Consider the following 25,355-nt stretch of genomic DNA (forward strand, 5'->3'; position numbering starts at 1 on the left):
ACCTTCTTCGTAAAATTGGTGATGAAAAATAACAACCCTTTAAGATGTGCTAAATAAAAAATAATTTTTCAAATAATACAATCTAAACTAAAAAAACTATTATGGATACTTTTTCAACCACTAAAAATTTCTTTTTAATAATTTGTGTTTGCATTGCAGCAATGTTTACTCAGTCTTCCGAAGCACAATCGCATGCTCAAAGTTTTTATGAATACAGTGGAGAGCAAGGTAAAAATAATTGGTATTATGGTTATTATGTAGAAGATGCAAATTATGAAACTGCTGATTTTCAAACATTTTCAAATTTTGACGTAAATCTACAAAGATGGCTCTCTCCAAGTCTTGGTTTTGGAAATGGCTTTTTTGTTGATAACGAAAAACAACATCCAATTATAAATAATGGTACTAAATATCTTTCAGGAAGAAGGTGGGTTAGTGATACGGATAGAGATATTTCAATTAAAGTTAAACTAGATAGATTTACAAATGCTGGTGATGGAGTAATTTTCTATTGTTACAAGGATGGTTCTTTAGTAGAGGAAATAAATCTTGAACCCACAGAATTTATTGAAAAAACCATTATTCTGGACTCAGTTTCTATAGGAGAAAACATAGATTTTTTAATTTTTCCAAAAACAACACAATCTTATGATGCAACATCAATTGAAATTGAAATTAATAAAATATTCCCCTCAGGTTTTAAAGGTGGATTATCTGAAAATTTTTCGGATACTCAAAAAAAAGCTGGCTGGAGTTATGGATACTACATAGAAGATGCAAGTTATGATGCATACAATGATTTTATCGTTTTTAATGATTTTGGTGATGATTCCTGGAGTGACAATTCGGTTGGTATTATTCCATATATTAATAGCAATAAAGCTCATCCTAGTTATATAAATAATACAAACTATATAACTGTTATGAGATGGGAATCAGATAATATTGGCGATTTTAAACTTGTTGGTGATTATTCCATGATTCAAAACGCAGGAAATGGTGTAAAATTATTTATCTATAAAAATGGGATTCATGAATTTGAAAAAACTATCAATTCAGGAGGAACAGGTAATTTTGATTTTGTAGTTAGAAATACTGAAAAAGGAGATTTTATAGATGTTTTGATTTCTTCGAATGATAATAGTTCTTACGATGGTGTAAATTTTGACTATGATATCTATACTACAAGTGCAGGAGAAGATATTATTGGTAATTCATCTTATCATTATAGCAGTACTCAAGGCCAAAATAATTGGTATTATGGTTATAGCATAGGAAATACGACATACTCAACTAATGATTTTATCGAATTTACAAATTTCAATTCTTCAGATAATTGGGTCGATAACTCTATAGGTAATACATTTTATACAAGCGCTTCTCGTTTACATCCTTATATTTTAAATAATGAAGAATATAAAGTTATAAACCGATGGATAAGTGATACCAGGAGAAATATTCAAATTAACTGGAGTTTAGATCGATTTAATTCGGCAGGAAATGGAATAAAATATATTATTTACAAAAACGGGATTGAAGTGATCTCTGGAGCGTTAAATGCTGGTACAAGTACTCAAATTAACGAACTCATTCAAAATAATAACAAAAATGATATTTATGATTTTGTAGTAGCCTCAAATGGTAATTCTTCGTATGACGCAACTGATTTTAATATTTCAATTTCCGAAATTTATGGAGAAAATTTAATCACTAGCTCAATTCGCGATTTCAACAAATCTCAATTGTACAATGGATGGCTATATGGCTGTTATATTGATGATGGGAATTATGATTTAAATGAAGATTTTATCTTATTTAATAGTAATAAGGATTTTGTAAAGTCACAATGGGAATCAAAGTTGACAGATGGTGTATTTTATATTGGCAAAGAGCGATTACACCCCAATTCAGAATTCGTTCCTGTAAAAAGATGGGAAAGTTATTATACAGGCAATGCAGAAATATTAACGCAAGTAGACAGGTATAATGTAGCAGGAAATGGCGTCAATTTATTAATTTACTTAAATGGTCATTTATTGAAGAAAAATCTAGTTGAATCTGGTAGTTTTGAAACCGATACACTTAAAATAAATTATTTAAAAGCTGGAGATGTAATAGATTTTATGGTAGATTCAAACGGAAGCAGCTCTTATGATGGTACTGATTTATCAATTGATATAATGAAATTACCAGATAATAACTATAAAATCTTAACTAATTACTCAGATGATTTTAGTCAAATTCAAGAAAGTAATGGTTGGGAATACGGCTATTATGCTAAAGATAACCTATATGATCCTCTTAATGATTTTATGAACTTTCCAAACTTCGTTAATAATGAGTGGCGTGACAATACAATTGGAACCATACCTTTAATTGGTAAGTCCACAGTGCATCCTTACAAAAATTCTAATGACCACATATATACTGTTAATAGGTGGAAAAGTACTATTAACGGAGATATAAATCTTTTCGGATATTTGGATAGATTTAATGAATCCGGAGATGGAGTAGAATTTCTTGTTTACAAATCTGGTCAATTAATACACTCGGAAATACTCTCAGCTGGAGAACAAAAAACATTTGACATAAATATCAGTGGAGTTTCATTAGGTGATGAAATTGATTTAATGATTGGCGCAAATGGTAATTCATCATTTGATAGCACAAGAATATATTGTGTTATCGGTGGAATTTCAGCATCCAATGGACCAGATTATCTTGCTAATTCTATAAATGATTTTTCAAGCGCACAAGGTAATAATGGATGGTACTATGGAAGCTATGACAAGAAAAATTATTATCTCCCATCAGAATTTGAAATGTCTAATAATTATGAGGAAGGAGAATGGATTTCAACTACTAATTCTAAAATAACAAATTTGAGTCTAACCCCATCTAATGATTCGAATGCAGTTTTACGCTGGACAAGTGATAACACATATAGCGAATTAGAAGTTAGTCTTAATATGAATCGCTACAGTGAATATGGCGATAAGGTTAATTTAATACTCTTACAAGATGGAGCTAAGTTATATGATTATGAATTAAATCCAGGTAACTCAGTAAATACAAATATAATTTTGAGAGATCTACAATTAAATTCTACAATCGATTTAATACTTGATCCCTCGACCAATAATTTCAAAGACGAGACGGAAATTGAAGTAAATATTGCAACTAGTTCAACAGGTGCCAATAGTTTTTTAGCAAGTTCAGTTTTAGGTTTTTCAAGTATTCAAGGAACCAATCAATGGAATTATGGTTCTTGGGTTTCAGATGAAATTTATGATGCAGATACAGAATTTGTTAATTCAAGTTATGCTAATGGAGAGTGGTCTTCAAATAACACAATGATTGATGATTATACACAAATTCCTGGGTTTTCAAATAGTACTCCGATAGCTTCAATTCGTAGATGGACATCAAACATATCTGGAGATTTAGAAATATCTGGCAATTATTTTTTAGATATAAATAGCGATGACGGCGTGGTGTTGAAAATGTTCAAAAATGGAGATGAAATAAATAATAACTTTATAAGTCCTGATTCATTTGGTGATATTAGTGTTATTCTTCCGAATACGAATTTAGGTGATAAGATAGATATAATGATTTTACCAAGAGAAGATGATTTTGGTGATGATTTAAAAATTCAATTATTAATTAAAGAATCTCCTATAACTATTTATAATGGTAATATAATACATGTTGAAGATTTTGGAGCCCTTGGAGATGGGGTTACTAATGATCTTGTGGCAGTCAAAGCAGCTGTTGAAGCTTTAAAAAAATTAGAAGGAGGAACTTTATTGTTTGAAGCTAACCATTCTTACTATTTGTCCAATGGAGATAATAAATACTCTAATGATTGGGATTATGTTTTAGATTTCGAAAACGACAGCAATTTAACCGTAGACGGGAATGGTAGTAATTTCATTTGTAAGCTTCCAGTAATACCAATTAATATTTTTGAATCTGAAAATATCAATATCTCAAACTTAGATATATTTTATACACCTCTTCCAGTTGCCTATGGAACTGTTAGTAATATAAATCCTTCCTCTAGCATTTTCGATTTAACAATTGACCAGGGATATTCAATTCCTGAGCTAGATCCCATAACAGCAAAAGATTTATCAAATAAATGGAGTTTTGGAAAACCAGTTGGAGGAAATACCAATATTCCTTTGATATATATAAAAAAAGTAGAAGCACTTGATATTGGCCAAAGGAAAGTAAGGGTATATAGTTCAGATAACCAGTCAAATAAATTAACCTTATGGCAAAACAATAGTCAGGTAAATAAATTCTTGTTACCAAATGGGTATTATGCTCATCGAGGGAACTATGCCATTAAAATAATTGAATCTGATAATATAAATTTTGATAATATAAATGTAAACGCAGTGCCTCAGTATGTTACTCTAATAGAATCAAATGTAGGGCCTATAACATTTAATAATGTAGAGTTAAAATCAGAGAATCCAAATAGGCCATTTGTGGCTTGGCGGGACGGATTTCATTGTAAAAATAATAAATCCCCACTAGTTTGGGATAATTGTTATGTTTCAAATACATATGATGATTCATTTAATCTATCTACTTTTATGTCTGAGGTTAAAGAACTGAAAAGTAATAGAAGTTTAATAGTTTCTTTTACTGGAAATGGGATATTTTCAAGATCTGCTTTTTTATTAGGTGATTCAGTTTCTTTTATGAATAAAGACACATATGCGATTGAGGCAGATGCAAATATTTCTCAAGCATCAATCTCAGGGAAAAATGCAAATATTTTATTAGATAGAGATATAACATTAGATCTTCAAAACAGTGATTATCTTATGATCTCCAATAATCAATTAAATTCTGGGAGTATCATAAAAAATAGCGATATTTTGACACAGACTACATTTAAATCACCTGATTTTTTGATTGAAAATTGCACAATTCAAGCATATATGCCCTTTGAAAGCGAACGCAATCGCGAAGGTATTCCTTCCAATGGCGTTACCTTAAAAAATAACCTGTTTTTACCTATCGGAAATGGTTTTAATTATTCATTAGTAACATATTTACAAAGCCCGAAAACAACAACACAAAGAAGACACAGAAATATACTATTTGAAGGTAATACTTTTGTTGATAAAATTAAGTTAGAGTATTCAGAAGACATAAAATTTTATAATAATAATTTTTTAAGTGATGCCAAAATAAAATTAATAGAAGCGGGACCTATTTGGCTTAAGGGAAATAAAATTAATGGTGTATTAATTACAGATATTAATGATTTGGTAGATTTAACAGATTCATCAGCATTTGATTCTGATATAATTAATTATGCAGATTTATCTAACCCACAAGCGGACTGCTTTTTTACATCATCAGGAATTCAACCCTCAGAATTGTGTCAAAATTTTGAGTTTGGAGACTATCAATTCACCTCAAAAGCTAACCAGTTAAATTTTTCATCTAATGGCACTAATATAACTATGGAGCAAGGAAATTCTAATGATAACCAAATATGGACTTTAGTTAATTACGGGGATAACACATTTTTTATATCTAATAAGGATACTGGAGATTATTTAACATTGGTTGATAATAGTACACTAGCTCTTGAAGAATTTGACGCAAGTGAGAGGCAACTTTTTAGATTTGAAATACTTGCTGATAGTAGTTATGTAATATGTTCTTCCTTTAGACGCGAACAAGTGCTTACTTCAAACTCAACAAATGGGTATGCCAACAAACGTTTAAATACAACTGCCCAAGCTTATACAGCTACCAAAATAAGTGCATCATCATCTAAATCTTCAAATATTAAAGATGTTGTTTTTTTAGAAAATGATAAACTTTTGTTATACCCAAATCCAATCAAAAAAGGTAATAATCTCACTATACAAGTTAAGCAACAAGATGAGATTAATGAAATTGAAATATTCTCTTTAAATGGATCAAGAGTTTATGAAAACTCAAATAAAAGTTCTAAGTATAATAGTCAGATAACTTTACCTTCAAATCTGAGATCAGGTATTTACTTGGTCAGAATACAAACGACTGGAGGAGTAGCTACTAAAAAATTATTATTAACAAATTAAATTACATGTACCCTATTACTAGTGTTATATTATTTGATTATTGTGAGAAATATTCTTTGTGAAATAATTCTGCTTCAAAATCTTATTAAATATTCTAAATGATTTTCTGTAATAAAAAAACAAATTAATTAAAATATTGATAATCAAATTTTTTAATAATTTTTTTATCCAAATAAACTTTAATAAAAGCCAAATGAACTGCTTTTTAAATCAATTTGTTATGTATCAAATAACTGATTACAGCGATTTTTGTAGAGTATATATTAACTAAACCAAATATATGTCCAAAACGAATATTATGAAAAAAAAATTAATAATCCTTAATTCTAGTTGTTCTTGAGAAAAATAGAAAGTTAAGGTAATCTTATATGAAAGTTAAATATTTAATCTGATTTTAAAAAAATCAATGACACACAAATGAAATATGTTAATAAAAAATAAATTAGACCATATACAATTGAATAAAAATTTTAAAATCATAATTATTTTATTTTTTTTAGCGATTTTTAATATTTCGGAATCATTTGCAAATGAAAAAACAGTAAAAACAAAACAAGATGCTGAAGAAGTTATTGCTAAAACCATTTTAAATAACGAAAGCACTTTTTTAAGTTTTGAAATAGAAAATAAAGCAAATGAGCATTTTTTTAATTTAGGTAAGATTCAAGGATTCCAAAGATACTCTGCGACATACCGAAATAAATCGTGCTGGATGATTCCATCCATTGGATATAAAATTTCTGATTTACCAGCTGAAACTCAATTTTTATTATTGGATAGAGGAAATTCTAATTATTTAATGATGATACCATTGGTGGACGAAAAATCAAGATGCAGTATTGGTGGTCTTAATTCTGGTGAATTAGAATTAATAGCTGAAACGGGAGATACTTTGACAAACGTTAGTAAATTTTTAGGAATTTATATTTTGTCTGGTAATAACCCTTATAAAATGATTAAAAAAGCAGCCATTGAAATACAATCAAAACTAAAAACCTTCAAGCTTCGCGAACAAAAAAAAACGCCTTGGCTGGTAGATTATTTTGGTTGGTGCACTTGGAACGCCCTCGGCACCGATGTTAGCCAAGATACGCTAACTTATGCGATGAAACATTTTTATGAAAACAACATACCTGTTAAGTATATGATAGTAGATAATGGTTGGCAAGATAACAAAGATGGGAAACTTAATTCTTATGGTGCTGATTTAAAAAAATTCCCAAATGGACTCGCCCCTATGATAACAAACTTTAAAAATAATTATGGGTTAGAAAAAATTATAATGTGGCAGGCTTTATGGGGCACATTTGCAGGTTTAAATGAATCTAGCTTTCCGCGTTTAGAGATAAAAACTAAAACGTTTCCAGTTGAACGATTAGTTATGAAACATGCCAAAATAGAAGAGTATGAAAACATTAATAAAGTAGCTACCATGGGAGAAATTTTTTATCCAGGAAAGGAATCAAAAGAAATTATAATACCAGATTTTATTCCTTACTATAACGAATATTTTGATTACTTAAGAAAACAAGGAGCTGATGGTGTTAAAATAGATGCCATGACTTGGGTAGAATCTGTAGGACAAAATAGAGGAGGCCGTGTAGCAAGCATGAAGTATATGATGCAAGGATTACAAAGTGCAGTAAATGTGCATTTTAATAATGAAATGATTAATTGCTCTTCTCTTTCAAATGACTATATTTTTAATACATTAACTTCAAATCTTACAAGATCTTCTGGTGATTTTTTTCCTGAAAAACCAGAATCACATGGAGCACATATATATACCAACGCCCATAATAGTTTTTGGTTGGGGGAATTTATATTGCCCGATTGGGATATGTTTCAATCTGGGCATACGGCTGGTGCTTTTCATGCTGCGGCTAGGGCTATTTCTGGTGGACCTGTTTATACTACCGAAGAAATAGGTGCTGAAAATAAAGATGTGTTAAATAAATTAATGACATCAAAAGGTAAATTGTTGCGTTGTAAGGATGTCGGAAGAGTTTGTACCTCTTCATTGTTTACAAATCCGCTTGCAAATGAAAAGGCAGTAAAAATTTACAATACAAATCTGGTAGGCGGAATTGTGGGTGCATTCAATTGTTCTTATAATCCTGAAAATTCAGTAAGCGTTTCAGAAGAAATAAAGGCCACAGATATTGAAAATATAGAAGGAGAAAAATTTGCTGTTTACAGTTTCTCAAATGATGAATTGATCGTAACATCAAAAAAGTACGCCATACCCGTAAAACTGAAAGAACTGGATTTTGACCTTTTTACTTATGTACCTATTCAGGATGGATTCGCACCAATTGGAGTCATTACAAAATACAACCCTGGAGGAATGATTTCAGAATTTAACCGATTATCCGAGGATATTATCTCGCTGAAGTTGTTGGAAGGTGGTAATTTTTTATCTTGGTCAGAAAAGAAACCAAGGGAAGTATTTGCCAATTCAAAACCGGTAAAATTCTCCTACATTTCGAACAATTTAGTGGTTGAAGTACCTCAAATTGAGGATGTGATTGTGACGATAACGTTTTAAAAACGAATTAAACTACATTGTAGTATAAAACCCCTCAAATGCGGGCTAAAAAAGATTCAAAAAACCAATTACATTTTTTAGCTCCAACACTAAAAGATCAACTCAACCCCAAGCATGAACTTTATTTATTATCTCATTAAATAGATTGGGATTTTTTTGAGGCTGAATTCAAAAAACTCAATTCCCATAAAGGGCGTTCAGCACACAGCTTACGTCTTATGATCCTCAAGGCTATTTACATTTATCTAATTAAAAGTTAGTAGAAGAGCATTGGGAGATGAATGCCTATTTTCAATATTTTACAGGCAAACAAGTACAACAATGGGGACAGCCCTGTGTATCAAGTGATCTATTGCATTTTTGTCAACGCGAAATCGAATCAGTTGTAAAGAAAATATTAAAACACTCCATAGACAAGCATAGCAAGGATGGAAAAGACAAACATGTTAGCATCGATAGTACTGCAAAGGAAAAGAATGTTCCCTATCCAACGGATGCAAAACAGCACAAAAAGATTATTGACAAATATGTCAAACAAGCCAATAAATTAGACATTACCTTACGCAGAAGCTACAAACGAATAAGTATACAATCGGTCAAGGATACTTATAATGGTAAACATCCAAAACGCAGAAAGAGATCCAATTGCTAAGAACCATTGCAGGACGCTTGATTAGGGAATAAGAACGCAAATTATCAGAAGATATTTACAATAGCGATTTAGAACTCTATAAAAAGGTGCTAGCACAAGAGAAAAACAGTAAGCATAAAATTTATAGCCTACACGAGCCTGAGGTTTATTGCATGAGTAAGGGGAAAGCACATAAGAAATATGAATATGATTGCAAATCATCTGTGGTGCTCACCCAAAAGAAAGGCAATATTTTTAGTAGCAATGACTTTTACATCCAATCTTTATGATGGGCATAATCTAGAAGATGTATTAGAACAGAACAAAAACCTTACAGGAAAACAACAAAAACAGAACGGTAGATAGAGGTCATAGTAGATAGAGGTCATAAAGGTTAGCAAATGATTGCCAATACTCAAATCAATATCCCAAAACCTCCAGTAAATAAAAACAATGAGTATCAAAAACGAAAAAAAGAAAACACTTCAGACGACGTGCAACTATTGAACCAATTATAAGGCACCTTAAATCTGACCATAGAGTGATTTGAAATTTCCTTAAAGCACAAACAGAAAATACGATCAACTTTGTTAAGACTCCAACTGGGTTTAATTATAGAAAATTAATGAAAAACCTCAACGAAAATGTGCTTTGGCTTTATTTTCAAATCAGAATCACAAGAAATAGAGATGATTATAATAAATGGCAAATACTCTTTTTTAAGGCTCGACTAAATAATGTAGGATGAAATTTAATATTTTAAAAAAAGAGCTCCATGTTTGTGCTATTAGTTTATTCTCTTTTTTGCTTACATGAGAAGATTAGAAAAGCCCTTACTATCACATATAGAAATAGCATATAATGTTTAAACTAAAAAGCTGAGTCGATTAACGACTCAGCTTTTTGTTGGGAATGAATGTTTATCAATACCCGGGATTCTGTCCTGCTACACGACCATTAGGCTGCGTAGGGTCTTCAGGCCATGCTGGGTTTCGCTCTAACCATTCTATATAAATGGGCATCAAATAATAAGTGTCACTAGACCAAATGGATCCATGAACATTGAATGTTTCGTACTGGTTTGATACATTTCTTCGCACCCCTAAAACAGGTCCATTGAGCATATCTCCCGCTTTACGATTCCTGATAATATCCCAATAGGATTTCAACTCAAACGCAAGCTCAACAGCCCTTTCGTCAAAAATGATATCTTCTAATTGTTGTTGTGAAAAAGTCAATGGACTAACACCGTTGGCAAACTCTAGGGTTGGTATTCCCCCTCTGGCACGCACCTGATCGATAGCATCTATAGCCATTTGGTCTGCATTACCAGATTTGATCTTGGCTTCTGCGTACATCAATAGAACTTCTGCATATCTAAAGAACATGAAGTTTACAGCATCGGAGCTTACATCGGGCCCTCTCAAACTTTCATTAATTCCTTTTTTTCTCGCATATCCTGTACTTTGCCTATTATTAATTGGCGGATTAAGTGCTTCAGCAGCGCCAGAACCTTCAAGGGTCCAGTCTGCTCCGGCCCAATTGGCCCCATCATACAGTATACTTTGATAAAAACGAGGCTCTCTATTATCATATGGGTTTAACGGATCATAGAGCGGTGATTCTGAAATTGGCAATCCATCGCTCATCTTGTATTTATCAACCAGTTGCTGTGTTGGTATTCCAATGCCACTAACCCCAGTATTATTCCAACTCGAAAATGGAGCAAATCGAGAAGACCTGCCGGAATTCCTGGTCTCTGCAATATGCTGGTACGCGAATATCGATTCTATACTGTTATTGTTAGCTTCTGTAAAAACGGCCTCATAATTGGGTAATAGACCATAAATCCCTAGATCCATGATATCCTGACATGCCTGCGCTGCGGCATTGTAAGCAGCAGTAGCATAAGCAATGTCAGGCGCTCCTATTGCAGATGGTCTGGGATCTCTTGCTATATCACCCATAAAAAGATCTATGTAGGCCTTTAATGCAAGCGCAGCACCCTGAGTGGCATGTCCCTCTCCAACCTCATTTGGCAAGCTTGCTGATGCTTCAGCCAACTCTCCTGACATGAACTCATATACTTCTCGAATACTTGAGGATTCCACAAAAATATCATCACCCATCTCGTTTTGATTCAATACTTCGGTAACTAAAGGAACACCCCCATAAGCCCTCCATATAAGCATATATAAATATGCTCTGACGAATTTAGCCTCAGCTCTTCGCGTTTCGAAGAAAGTATTTGAATAATTAGATTGATTCTCTGTAAGCGTCTCTATGAAGAAATTGCAATCCCTAATCCTTTGTCGAATAACATCATACCGAAAATCTACCGAAGGGAAATTATTATTGTAAATTCCTGTAGGACCACTAAACGACGATGGAGTAAAAGCTCTATCTTTCGACCTCCTTACTGTAGTGGCAAATGGAATTCGACTTATATAAAAGGAAGAAAAGTATTCCCAATTATCCCATGCAATTCCATGAGTTTGTGTGCGATCGTTTCCAAAATTTCCTTCATAATCGGGTAGCCTTACATAAAGATCATTTAGGAACAAATCTGCACCTGCTTCGCTTGAAAATGCAGAATCTGCGGATAATTCGTTTAATGGTTCTACCTCAAGAAAACTCTCACATCCGAAAAATATGAGCAAACCAAAAATTGAGAAAATTACTGTTTTTAAATTGTTATATTTCATAATATTAATTTTTAAAATGTCATGTTTAATCCAATAGAAATTGTTTTGTTCTGAGGCTGATACCAACCCCTTGCCGTACTGTTACCAACCGAACTCGACTGGTCTACTTCAGGATCGAATAAATCTCTCGTTTTTGACCAGGTAATTAGGTTAGTACCGGACACATAAACATTCAACCGTTCTACTCCTATGCGTTGCGAAAGATTAGTAGGTATTGTGTACCCTAATTGTAAAAATTTCAATCTCAGATAAGAAGTATCAATCAGCCAGAATGATGAAGCAGCTGAGTCGTTTGTTATTGTTCCGTTGGCGCTTAGTCTTGGATAAATGGCATCCTGGTTTTCAGGGGTCCAGCTATTCTCTGCCATGTCAACAGTAAGATTACTACCCGTAGTGAAGGCTGTAAGGAATGTTCCTTCCAGTAACATGTTAGAATTTCCAGTTCCTTGGAATAAATAATTTAAATCAAACCCCTTCCACTTAAAACCTCCATTAATTCCATATATGATTTCTGGAAAAGGTGAAAAACCAATTTTCTTCTCATCAGTCAAATCAATGACACCATCACCATTGACGTCAGCGTATCGAATATTGCCAGGACGAATTATCCCTCCAAGGTTTTGTACAGGAAACCCATCATCAGAGTTAATCACACCATCATTATTAATATCATCCGCTTCGGTGAATAATCCGATGGCTTCTAATCCAAAAATAGAGTTGAGTGGATTTCTCGTTCTTGATCTGTTCGGATCATCTCTGGTGGCTTCATTTTCAAAAGTTTCCAGCAGTTCATTTCTTGTATAAGTAAATGTCACGTTCAAGTTAGCTTCTAAACCATTGGAAAAAGATTTAGTTGAACCAAGAGATAGCTCGATCCCTCTGTTCTGCATTCTACCTGCATTTACTTGACCTAATCCAATACCATATTCTACAGGTACACTCGCACCTGGATTTACCAACATATTGTCTCTTTTTTCATAGAAATAGTCCACTTGTCCATCGATCAGTCCATCAAAAAAACTAAAGTCAAGGCCAACATCGTACTTAGTTGCTCTTTCCCATGTAATATCTGGATTAGCTTCACTTGAGGCGTATAGTCCTTGAGTTGCTTGTCCACCTATTGGATAAGAATCTCCATACAATATTAATGCGCTACTGAACTGATTAGGCCCCCCGGCCAATGCGCCTGACTCACCTACAGATGCTCTAAGCTTTAAGTTATCTATGAAACTAACTGATGATAAAAAAGGCTCCTTTGAGATTCTCCACCCTATAGCCATAGAAGGGAAAAAACCCCACCGATTTCCAGGTGCAAAATAATAGTGTCCATCGTATCGAGCAGAACCTTCTAGCAAGTACTTACTTTGATAGCTGTATGCTAACCGATATGCAAAACCTACCTGTGAAGCCTCATTACTTGAGCCAAAATTTGACTGTTGTTCTTTGTCGGGAGTTCCCAAATTAAGGATTGGGATTGGCAACTCGAATTGGTCTCTGCTGGCCCCAAAAGTTTCCGACTCTACATATAATGATTCTGCTAATCCTGTAAAGGATATACTATGGTCACCCAATACCTTGTCATAATTGATCAGGCCTTGAAAACTGTACCGATTTGATTCGAAGTATTGCTCACTTAGACTCCAAGTACCGGGGTTTTCAATTTCATCAAATGTGTATGGATCGTCATTTTGATTAATCTGATAATAAATTGACCCAGGTTCATTCCAATTTTTGTTTCTTCTGGCAGTATGGTCATAACTAACCCTTCCCTCAATAGACAGTGATGGAAGTATGTTATGCTTTAAACGTAGCTGTGTTAATAAATTGTTTGTTTTTCTTTGATGGTCTCCTTTGTTGACCCTGTCTGGGAGTACAAGACCAGTAGAACTAGCAGCCAATAATCCATTGGTATAATTTATTGGTTCTGTAGGCAACCAGGCCTGAATACTGTTGAAAATACCGTCGGCGCTACTTGTTGGTTTGTCAAAATTTTCATTCCACCCATTTATAGAGAGGTTCAATTTCGTTTTGGACCCCAGATCAATACCAAACTTGGTCGAAAGCCCTAGTCTCTTAAGGTTTGTTGCTGAATATAATCCCCCCTGATCTAGATAATTCATCCCAATATAATAATTACTTTTGTCAGTGCCTCCAGAGACATCCAAGTGATGATTAGAAATTGGGGCATTGTCTCGCAGAATAAAATCTGCCGCATTCGCATTCGCATAAATATTTTGATCGATACCTGCTATATTACCATTCACAAGGTTGCGATAGGTTTCTAAGTCATCAGCTGAATAGGTTCTGCTTGCAATATCAATTCCATCGTTTATCTCTGCCTGATTTACTGCTGAAGCAAGTTGATAGGAATTTGCATACTTGGTAAGTTGAGTTGGGTTCTGCCATCCCGTCCACGCATTATAGTTGATTTTTGCTTTTCCACTTTTTCCACTTTTTGTGGTGATAAGGATTACACCATTCGCACCAGCAATCCCAAACATTGATACTGCTGCAGCATCTTTTAAGACAGAATAGGATTCAACATTATTCATGTCGAGTTCATTCAGGTTATTTCTTTGAACCCCATCAATAACAATAAGCGGACTACTGTTGCCCGTAGTACTTATACCTCGAATTCTTATTGATGTTTGGTCACTACCAACGGCCCCACTAGTCTGGGCGGTAATCAAACCAGGTACTCTTCCTGAAAGCGCATTGGACGCATTTGGAACCGCCATTGAGCTTACTTCATCTGACTTGATAGACGAAACGGAGGAGGTGAGAAAAGCCTTTTTGGTTGTGCCATAGCCAACAACAACAACTTCATCCAAGGTTGTTTGATCTACATCCAATAAAATGTTGATTAGACTGTTTTGACCAACAATTATTTCTTTAGTTGAGTAGCCTAAATAACTAAAAACCAAAATAGACTCATTATCTTCTATTTTCATTGAATAGTTTCCATCGAAATCTGTCGTAGTTCCTATATTGGTGCCTTTTATGATAATTGAAACACCAGGCAATGGCATATTATCATTTGCAGACTTAACCGCTCCGTTGACCGTTTTACTTTGAGAAAAACCAATGGTGATTGAAAAAAAACATACTGAAAATAATAAGACAATTCTTTGTAATTCATTTTGTTTCATAATTGTTAATGTTTAAATATTTAGTTTTATAGATTGTAAAATTGATCAATTAGTTTCACTCAAATAGGTTATATATTGACATATAATACATGACATTTAGTTAATTGATATATAAATATTAAATTGTTTAAAAAATCGTCATTGACTTTATTGATTTACCGAACTAGTAAATTGTCATCTATCTAGTAACCAATATTTTTTTCGTTATTGTACCATTATTAGTATGTAATCTAAAATATATATTCCTGGGAATAAATTTTCAGATAAGGGTATTTACTAGTAATTTTCTTGGAATTCTAAACTCTGATTATATACTTTGGATCCGAAAATGTGGGATTTAAGTCATTTTGTCACTGCTTTTTAGTCAATTCTTTACCAATATAAGAAATCATCTTTTATACATTTGATAATAAATTTAAACCTAAAATTAATAAATTCAATATTAAATTATGATTGTATTAGAAAAAGAATTTAAATATGTAGATTACCTATGGGATGATGAGAAAGCAGATGCTTTAGGGGATGACCAAGTTTCATTATTTTTATACCGATCGAACATTTTAGGAGCAGATTTAAGAATTACCAATTACGGAGGAGGCAACACGAGTTGTAGAACCACAGAAAAAGACCCACTTACAAACGAAGAAGTTGAAGTGATGTGGATTAAAGGTTCAGGAGGCGATATAGGTACTTTAAATAGATCAGGCATTGCAGGAATCTACACTGATAGATTGCGTGATTTAAAAAATGTTTATGGCGGATTAGAAGATGAAGATCGTATGGTAGGCTTGTTCAATCACTGTATTTACGATTTAGATAGTAAAGCACCTTCAATAGATACACCACTTCACGGTTTGTTACCATTTGCACATATAGATCACTTACATCCAGATGCTTTAATTGCAGTTGCTGCGGCAAAAGATAGTGAGCAAGTAACTAAAGAAATTTGGGGAGACACTATGGGTTGGGTACCTTGGCAACGTCCAGGATTCGATTTAGGTCTTCAAATAGAAAAGTGCTTAGAAGATAATCCAGGAATAAGAGGAATTGTATTAGGTTCTCATGGTTTATTCACATGGGGAGATACATCTTATGAATGTTATGTAAACAGTTTAGAAGTTATAGAAATGGCTTCTCAATTCATTGAAGATAAAATCAAAGAAAAAGGTAGCGTATTTGGTGGACAAAAACTAGAAAGCGTACCAAAGGCAGATCGTTTAGAAAAAGCAGCTCAAATTATGCCTTTATTAAGAGGTTTATGTTCTTCTGAAAATAGAATGATTGGGCATTTTTCTGATACGGATGTGGTGATGGAATACATTAATAGTCATGATTTAGAAAGATTAGCGCCTATGGGAACGTCTTGTCCAGATCATTTTTTAAGAACAAAAATTCAGCCGTTAGTATTAACATTAGATAAAAATGAAGATGTATCAGATGCTGATGCGATTTTAAAGAAATTAGAACCAGCATTTGCAGCTTATAGAAAAGAATATGCTGATTACTACAACACCTGTAAAAAGGCTAATAGTCCAGCCATGCGTGATGCCAATCCAGTAATCATCATCTATCCTGGAGTTGGTATGTTTAGTTTTGCGAAAAACAAACAAACTACGCGTGTAGCTAATGAATTTTATATTAATGCTATCAATGTTATGCGTGGTGCTGAGGCCATTACATCATATACCTCATTACCAAGACAAGAAGCTTTTGATATCGAATATTGGCTACTCGAAGAGGCTAAATTGCAGCGTATGCCTAAAGAACAACCCTTATCACGTAAAGTAGCATTTGTTACAGGAGCAGGTGGAGGAATAGGTAAAGCCATTGCTGATAAGTTAGCTGCTGAAGGAGCGAATGTAGTGCTTACTGATATTAATGAAGAGAGTTTAATTACAGCTAACGCTACTTATAAAAGAGATGTTTCAACTTATGCTATTTGTGATGTAACCAATACAGAATCAATTGCAAGCGCATACAAGAAAGCTGTTGTTGAGTTTGGTGGTGTAGACATTATTGTACACAGTGCTGGATTAGCAATTTCTAAACCTTTAGAAGAGACTACCGATAAAGATTGGAACATTCTACAAAGTATTTTAGTAAAAGGTCAGTTCGATTTAGCAAAACAATTTACTGCTATTGTACGCAAACAAGGCCTTGGAGGCGATTACATTGCAATTGCAAGTAAAAATGGTTTAGTAGCTGGACCAAATAACGTGGCTTACGGAACTGCTAAAGCAGCACAACAACATATGGTAAGGTTATTAGCCGCAGAATTGGCTAAAGATAAAGTAAGAGTAAATACAGTTAACCCAGATGGTGTAATTGTAGGAAGTAAAATATGGGAAGGTGCTTGGGCAGCAGGAAGAGCAAAGGCTAATGGAATTACTGTTGAAGAGCTACCAGCATTTTATGCAAAAAGAAATTTATTAAATGAAATCATTACTCCAGAAGATATTGCTAATGGCGTATTTTCCTTTGTAGGAGTTTTAGATAAGTCAACAGGAAATATAATAAATGTTGACGGTGGTATGGCTAATGCTTTTGTAAGATAATTAATTGTTTAGTAGTTTGAGTTAGTTTAGTTGTAAACTTCTACAAGTTTCAATCATAAATTTGTAGAAGTTTTTTTTAAAATCAAGAACAGGTGAGAATAGATAAAGAGCATATTTTAAATTATAATAAGTCAGCTATAGAAAACCACAATGAAAGTTTTGATTTTTTATCAAGTAAGCTAAGTAAACAAGGCCATGATGTTAATGATATAATATCTAGACTAGCAGAATTTCAAATTGCAATACCAAGTTGGGCTTTGGGCGCTGGCGGAACTCGTTTCGGGCGCTTTTCTTTTTTTGGGGAACCCTCAAGCTTAGAACAAAAAATAGAAGATGTTGGTGTTTTGCATAGTCTAACACAAACTGCTGGCGCAGTATCGCTCCATATTCCTTGGGATATCCCTTCAGATTATAATGCTATAAAAGAACAAGCTGATAGTTTAAATATAAAATTTGATTCCGTAAATTCTAATACCTTTCAGGATCAAAAAGACGCCAAAGAAAGTTATAAATATGGGTCTTTAAGCAATGTAAATCAATCTATTAGGGATCAAGCTATACAACATAACTTAGATGTTATCAATATAGGAAACAAATTAGGTTCTAAAAGCTTAACCGTTTGGTTGGCAGATGGGGCTTGTTTTCCAGGGCAAAATAACTTCCAAACGGCTTTTCAAAACACAGAAGATAGCCTTAAAGCTATATATAAAGGCTTACCAGATGATTGGAAATTGTTAATCGAGTACAAACCATATGAACCAAACTTTTATAGCACCGTTATCCAAGATTGGGGTGCTTCATTAATGCTAGCAAACGCATGTGGTAAAAAAGCATACACCTTAGTAGATTTAGGACACCACCTTCCAAATTCTAACATAGAACAAATTGTTTCTATTTTACAATTGAAAGGAAAATTAGGAGGCTTCCACTTTAATGATAGTAAATATGGTGATGATGATTTAACCGTAGGAAGTATTAAACCCTATGCCTTATTCTTAATTTTTAATGAGTTGGTGTACGGTATGGCAAATAACCCTCAGAATCCAGATTTAGCGTGGATGATAGATGCAAGTCATAACGTCAAAGATCCTTTAGAGGATTTAATTCAATCTTTAGAGGCGATACAAGAGGCTTATGCCAAAGCAATGCTTATTGATCAAGCTGCACTAAAAGCTGCTCAATCTAATAATGATGTGGTTAAATGCCAAGAAATTTTACAAGGTGCTTATAGAACAGACGTAAGACCTTTACTCGAAAAAGCACGTCTAAATAGTGGCGGTGTTTTAAGTCCAATTAACGCCTATAGAGCTTTAGATGTTAGAGGCGGACTTATAAAAGAAAGAGGTAAAAATACTGTAGCTACAGGACTTTAATGGTTATAGTATGAAAAAAAAAGTAACTGCTGTTTTCGATATTGGTAAAACCAATAAAAAGTTTTTCTTATTTGACACTAATTTTAAAGAAGTACATAAAGAATACACGTCTTTTGAAGAGATAGAAGATGAAGACGGGCATCCAACAGAAAATCTTCCTGCATTACAAAAATGGTTAAAAGACGTTTTTAATCGCATTCTTGAGGCTAAGGTGTTTGAAGTTAAAGCGATAAATTTTTCAACCTATGGAGCAAGTTTTGTACATATTGATGCACATGGTAATCGATTAACACCACTTTACAATTATACAAAGCCACTGCCTGAAAACATAGTCACTGAATTTTTTGAGGAATATGGCCCTAGAGAAGAATTTCTTAGAGACACAGGTTGTGCAGATTTAAGTATGTTAAACTCTGGATTACAGTTGTATTGGTTGAAAAAATCTAAGCCAAAGGTTTATAGTAAGATAAAATATGCATTACACTTACCACAGTATCTCAGTTATATTTTTACGGGTATTCCTTTAAGTGAATACACCAGTATTGGTTGCCACACAGCATTATGGGATTATAGTAAAAAAGATTACCATACTTGGGTGTATAGAGAAGGGATTGATAAAATTTTACCACCAATAGTTTCAACCGAAACAAGTATAAATATGAACTACAATGGTAGCCGTATCAAAATTGGTGTTGGTATTCATGATAGTTCAGCAGCTTTACTTCCTTACGTAAGAAGTATCAAGAAAAAATTTGTTTTAGTATCTACAGGAACATGGAGTATTGTTTTTAATCCATTTACAGAAAAACCAATTTCTGAAGAGACTGATAATAAAGATGCTATTAATTATATGCGTATTAATGGAAAGCCTGTTAAAGCAACGCGCATGTTTTTAGGAAATGAATACAAAGTTCAGGTTAATAAACTTGATAAACATTTTGGTGTTAACGATGATTACCACCGGAGTGTTAAGTTTGATTATGATACTTGTTTTGAAATCATTCAAGACTTTAAACATTGTTACAGATGGGAGAGTATTACAGATGTTGATATGCCTGAGAAAACTCATATCTCTTACCATAAATACGAACACGCCTACCATCAGTTAATGACAGAACTAGTAATGCTTCAAATTAAATCCATCAAAGAAGCTTTAGGCAACAACAGTATTGCTCGAATTTATGTGGATGGTGGTTTTAGCAATAATGATATTTATATAAAGTTGCTATCTCATCACTTTAAAGATAAAAAATTAAGTACTACAGATGCATCTTTAGGTTCTGCTTTAGGTGCTGCCATTTCAATTTCAGATAATAAACTGAATTCAAAATTTTTAAAACAGAATTATGCACTTAAAAAACATGTGCCTTTTATTTTAAAATAACTAATTATGGACTTAACATTTGATACTCGATATCCATCTATAGATGACTTAAGAACCAAAGCTCAAAAGAAAATACCAAAGTTTGCCTTTGAATATTTAGATGGGGGTTGTAATGAAGATGTTAATTTAATTAGAAATACCTCAGAACTGAGAGATGTGCAGCTTAAACCAAACTATTTAAGAACGCATCACGGCTCGTCTTTAAAAACAAAACTATTTGGTATTGAGTATGATGCGCCTTTTGGAATAGCTCCTGTAGGATTGCAAGGTCTTATGTGGCCTAATTCACCAGAAATTTTAGCCAAAGCAGCTTTTAAGCATAATATCCCCTTTATTCTTAGTACAGTTACCACAACAAGTATCGAACGTGCAAGTGAATTAACCGAAGGGAAAGCATGGTTTCAATTATACCATCCAGCAGAGGATCGATTACGAGATGATATTATTAAACGAGCAGAAGTTGCTGAATGTCCAGTTTTGGTTATTCTATGTGATGTGCCTAGTTTTGGATTTAGACCACGAGATATTAGAAATGGTTTGGCAATGCCACCTAAAATGAATTTAACTAATATTTTACAAGCATTTGGAAGACCGCATTGGAGCTTACAAACTCTAAAACATGGCATACCAACTTTCGAAGTTTTAAAACCTTATATGCCAAAAGGTTTAGATTTAAAACAACTTGGGAAATTTATGGATCAAACATTTAGTGGCCGATTAAATGCTGAAAAAATAAAACCAATACGTGATATGTGGAAAGGGAAATTGGTACTTAAAGGCGTAGCATCAGAATATGATACAGAAGAGGCTATCAGACTAGGGATTGATGGTATTATTGTGTCCAATCATGGAGGTCGACAATTAGATGCTGGACAATCTACAATTAAACCACTAACGACGATAGCTGAAAAATACGGAGATCAAATAGAGGTTATGATGGATAGCGGAATTAGATCAGGGCCTGATGTGGCCAGAGCTATGGCTTCTGGGGCTAAATTCACTTTTATGGGACGTTCATTTATGTATGGCGTTTCGGCATTAGGAAATAAAGGCGGAAATCACACCATATCTTTATTAAAAACAGAATTACAGCAAGTTATGGAGCAACTGTGCTGCGAAAAGACATCAGATTTCCCATATCACTTAATCAACTAATTTATTATAGAATACCAACACTAAATAAAACTAAATAATTATGAGCCAAGTAAGCATTGAAGAAGATATGATTGAAGAGATAGCAGGAGGAGAATTTGAAAGAACTCCCGTGCCTCAATCAAAATTAAAAGGTTGGAAAAGTTTTATAGGTATGTATGCTGGTGAGCACGCCGCAGGCACTGAATTTATGATTGGTCCCTTATTTTTGACTGCTGGAGTAAGTGCTTTTGATTTGATTGTTGGATTATTAATAGGAAATCTATTAGCTGTTTTAAGTTGGCGTTTTTTAACTGCTGAAATTGCCGTTAAAAATAGATTGACATTATATTTTCAATTAGAAAAAATCTGTGGTAAAAAACTAGTAACAGGTTACAATCTAGCCAATGGTATTTTATTTTGTTTTTTAGCAGGTTCAATGATAACTGTTTCAGCTACTGCGGTGGGTATTCCATTTGATATGCCGATGCCAAAGTTAACCGACACCATACCTAATGGTGCAACTTGGGTTATTATTGTTATCCTCATAGGGGCAGTAATTTCTATTATTGCAGCTCGTGGTTATGATACAGTAACTAAAGCCGCCAACTGGATGTCACCAATAATCGTAGTAGCTTTTATTGCTTGTGGGATAGTTGCATTAAATCAATTAGGCGTAAGTAGTTTTTCTGATTTTTGGAATATTTGGGGAGAAGGAGCTGAGCCTTTTCCAGGACAAATAAAATTCACATTTTGGCATGTTGTTATTTGGTCATGGTTTGCTAATGGAGCTATGCATATAGGCATGTCTGATTTATCAGTGTTTAGATTTGCTAAGAAAGCAAAAGCAGGTTGGACAACCGCAGCAGGTATGTATGTTGGCCATTATATGGCGTGGATAGCAGCAGCTCTATTATATGCGGTATATTTAAAATCTCCTGAAGCACAAGCTTTTTTAAGTGTAGGCGATGCACCTCCAGTGGCTCCTGGACCTCTAGCTAATAATGCGAGTGGTGTTTTTGGAATTATTGCTGTGGTATTAGCTGGTTGGACAACTGCAAACCCAACCATTTATAGAGCAGGTTTAGCGTTTCAAGCTATTTTACCTAAGCTTTCAACTGGAAAAGTTACTATACTTGCCGGAGCAATAGCAACAATTGCAGGTTTATTTCCAGCGTTTGCAATGAAGTTATTAGGTTTTGTAGCCCTTTATGGGTTTATTTTAGCACCTTTTGGAGCGATTATAGTGTTTGAACACTTCTTCCATAAAAAAGCTGGTATTGTGAAAAATTATGCAGAAGTAGCTAACCTCTCATTCAATAAATCTGTGTTTTTGGCTTGGGCTATTAGCTTTGGAATATTCTACTTTATATCAGTTCAGTTTGATGTATTTCTATCATTTGTTACACTTCCTGCTTGGTTATTATGTGGTTTATTGTTTCTCATATTTAGCAAATACTCTCAAAGAAAATGAAATAAAAAGGATTTATTCATTGTATAATGTGTCTGTCTATTAGCATTTTATCATATAAAAAGTATAAAACAGCTAATTTATTTCCAGACTACGAGTTAGTCACTATTGATTTTCAGGTGCAACAAAAAAAATTAAAATTTGAAACGATCCTAAATTTAAATATATGTGCAATATCAAACATATCAAAGACTCAACAATAAATCTTGATTATATAGAGATAGAGGATTCTGAAAAAATATGCTATGCCAAAATTCATTTGAATTTAGGGGCAAGCCTGCAAGAATTGCTACTTAATAAACACCATATCATAAAAGATTTAAGTCCTTTAACCTATGATAGCACTTATGCCTCTTCAATTTTGTTTCCTTTTGCAAATCGTATTGAGGATGGAGTTTACAAGTTTGGAGGAAAGGACTATTTATTAGATATAAATCAAGCCCAAGAAAATAATGCTTTACATGGCTTTGTTTATAATAAAACATTTGAATTAGTTGAAAAAAAAGCCACAAAAGAAGTAGCTTCAGTTTTACTACAATACGAAGAAAAAGAGCATACTCAAGGATTTCCTTATACCTATAAAATTGATTTAAAATACACTTTAACTAAGCAAAGTCTAGATTTATCAGTCTCAGTCAAAAACACAGACACTAATAAATTCCCTTTTACTTTAGGCTGGCATCCTTATTTTAATACTTCAGATTTATATAACAGTATCGTTCGATTTAAAAGCCATAAACAGGTTTATTTTGATGAAAGAAATATTACTCAAGGATTAAGAGATTTTGAAATAAATGATGAATTTAAGGTTGAAAATAAGTCTTTAGATGATTGTTTTGTACTAGACTCAAATAAAATTTTATTTGAAACGCCGGATTATAGTTTTGAGTTGACCTCTTCTGAAAAAGATTGTTTTTTACAATTATACACACCGCCAAAATCGAATACCATAGCTATAGAGCCAACTACCGGAGTTTCAAATAGTTTTAGTAATAAGATAGGTTTAAAAACCTTAAAACCAAACGGCAGTTATTATATTAATTGGAAGCTTAAACTAAATTAGAAATGAATACTTTATTAATAAAAAGCATTAAAAGCACTTATAAAAATAAATTCGGAACAGAACCACTAATGATTTTCTCATCAGGAAGAATAAACATTATAGGAGAACACACCGACTATAACGATGGTTTTGTATTTCCAGCGGCAGTAGACAAAGGCATTGTTGCTGCTATTGGTAAGAGTGACTCTAATGCGTCCATAGCCTTTGCAGCCGATAAAGAAGAAATCTTAGAATTTAATTTAAATCTCATAAAACCATTACAGCAAGGAAGCTGGCAAAATTATATTCTTGGTGTTGTTGCAGAAATTCAAAATAGAAGTAAAACTATAGGCAATTTCAATATTGTATTTGGGGGCGATATTCCAGGAGGTGCGGGCATGTCCTCTTCAGCAGCTTTAGAAAACAGTGTAGTTTTTGGACTTAACACCCTTTTTAGTTTAGGGTTATCAAAAGATGATATGATTTTAATTTCACAAAAAGCTGAACACAACTATGTGGGTGTAAAATGTGGGATTATGGACCAGTATGCTAGTATGTTTGGTATAGAAAACCATGCCTTATTGTTAGATTGTAGAACTGTAAAATCCAAACCTTTCAAGATAGATTTTAAAGATTATGAACTCATTTTAATTAATACCAATGTAAAACACAGTTTATCTGATAGCGCCTATAACGACAGACGTTCTGTATGTGAAACTATTGCAGAAATGCTGAAGGTAAAAGCACTTCGGGATGCTACAGCGTTTGATTTGGAAACCATTAAAGATCAGGTTACGCCAGAGAATTATCAAAAAGCATTGTATGTCATTCAAGAAAACGAACGGGTAGTTAAAGCTTCAAAAGCCATGCAAGATGGAGATTTAAAAACCTTAGGAGAACTGATTTACGCTTCTCACAACGGATTGCAAAATCAATATAAAGTAAGCTGTGAAGAATTAGATTTTTTAGTTGAACAAGCAAAAATAAATCCTAATATTTTAGGAGCGAGAATGATGGGTGGTGGTTTTGGTGGCTGTACCATTAATCTAATTTTGAAAACAGAAACGTCTTCTTTTAAAACCTTTATTTCAGAAGTATACAAGAAAAAATTCAACAAGGCATGTTCTATATATTCAGTTAAACTTTCTAATGGAACACATCTTATAACTAACTCAATTGAAGTATAGAAAATGAATCCAGATTTACAAGACTATTCACATAAGCGCTTAAATATACTTACTAATGAATGGGTGTTGGTATCACCACAT

12 protein-coding genes are annotated in these 25,355 nt (G+C 33.4%); 10 read left to right on the forward strand and 2 right to left on the reverse strand.

Translation table 11 applies throughout. From position 1 onward, the window contains the following. The first annotated feature begins 101 nt into the window (after positions 1-101). The 3 genes from P8K68_RS06950 (at position 102) to P8K68_RS06960 (ending at position 9,298) form a co-directional block, all read left to right on the forward strand. On the forward strand, positions 102-6,098 hold the full coding sequence (locus P8K68_RS06950; protein WP_300248969.1) for a T9SS type A sorting domain-containing protein: 5,997 nt from the start codon (positions 102-104) through the stop codon (positions 6,096-6,098). A gap of 424 nt (positions 6,099-6,522) precedes the next feature. Further along, complete coding sequence (locus P8K68_RS06955; RefSeq protein WP_300248970.1) at positions 6,523-8,646, forward strand: Sip1-related alpha-galactosidase; 2,124 nt, start codon at positions 6,523-6,525, stop codon at positions 8,644-8,646. Between the two features lie 277 nt (positions 8,647-8,923). Beyond that, positions 8,924-9,298: a hypothetical protein gene (locus P8K68_RS06960; protein ID WP_300248971.1), complete on the forward strand. Its 375-nt coding sequence runs from the start codon at positions 8,924-8,926 to the stop codon at positions 9,296-9,298. A gap of 902 nt (positions 9,299-10,200) precedes the next feature. Here P8K68_RS06960 and P8K68_RS06965 read toward each other — a convergent pair. Both P8K68_RS06965 and P8K68_RS06970 read right to left on the reverse strand, forming a co-directional pair. After that, positions 10,201-11,982 (reverse strand): RagB/SusD family nutrient uptake outer membrane protein, encoded by a 1,782-nt coding sequence (locus P8K68_RS06965; RefSeq protein WP_300248972.1) that lies wholly within the window; start codon positions 11,980-11,982, stop codon positions 10,201-10,203. A gap of 11 nt (positions 11,983-11,993) precedes the next feature. After that, the gene (locus tag P8K68_RS06970; protein ID WP_300248973.1) at positions 11,994-15,131 is read right to left on the reverse strand and encodes a TonB-dependent receptor; all 3,138 of its coding nucleotides are present in this window, start codon (positions 15,129-15,131) and stop codon (positions 11,994-11,996) included. 449 nt (positions 15,132-15,580) lie between these two features. On the opposite strand from P8K68_RS06970, the gene P8K68_RS06975 reads away from it, so the two are divergent. From P8K68_RS06975 to galK, 7 genes are all read left to right on the forward strand, one after another. After that, on the forward strand, positions 15,581-17,686 hold the full coding sequence (locus tag P8K68_RS06975; protein ID WP_300248974.1) for a bifunctional aldolase/short-chain dehydrogenase: 2,106 nt from the start codon (positions 15,581-15,583) through the stop codon (positions 17,684-17,686). 92 nt (positions 17,687-17,778) lie between these two features. Beyond that, the gene (locus P8K68_RS06980) at positions 17,779-19,059 is read left to right on the forward strand and encodes a sugar isomerase (protein WP_300248975.1); all 1,281 of its coding nucleotides are present in this window, start codon (positions 17,779-17,781) and stop codon (positions 19,057-19,059) included. Between the two features lie 10 nt (positions 19,060-19,069). Beyond that, on the forward strand, positions 19,070-20,443 hold the full coding sequence (locus P8K68_RS06985; RefSeq protein WP_300248976.1) for an FGGY family carbohydrate kinase: 1,374 nt from the start codon (positions 19,070-19,072) through the stop codon (positions 20,441-20,443). Between the two features lie 6 nt (positions 20,444-20,449). Beyond that, entirely contained in the window at positions 20,450-21,598 is a 1,149-nt protein-coding gene (locus P8K68_RS06990; protein ID WP_300248977.1) for an alpha-hydroxy acid oxidase, read from the forward strand. A 40-nt stretch (positions 21,599-21,638) separates the two neighbouring features. After that, on the forward strand, positions 21,639-23,048 hold the full coding sequence (locus tag P8K68_RS06995; RefSeq protein ID WP_300248978.1) for a hypothetical protein: 1,410 nt from the start codon (positions 21,639-21,641) through the stop codon (positions 23,046-23,048). A 163-nt stretch (positions 23,049-23,211) separates the two neighbouring features. Beyond that, positions 23,212-24,108, forward strand: coding sequence for an aldose 1-epimerase (locus P8K68_RS07000; RefSeq protein WP_300248979.1), 897 nt, complete (start codon positions 23,212-23,214; stop codon positions 24,106-24,108). A 2-nt stretch (positions 24,109-24,110) separates the two neighbouring features. Then, positions 24,111-25,274 carry a galactokinase gene (gene galK / locus P8K68_RS07005; RefSeq protein ID WP_300248980.1) on the forward strand — a complete coding sequence of 388 codons (1,164 nt, stop codon included), beginning with the start codon at positions 24,111-24,113 and terminating at the stop codon, positions 25,272-25,274. Positions 25,275-25,355 lie beyond the last annotated feature (81 nt).

It is taken from the genome of Algibacter sp. (genome assembly GCF_029245835.1).
GTDB lineage: Bacteria > Bacteroidota > Bacteroidia > Flavobacteriales > Flavobacteriaceae > Algibacter_B.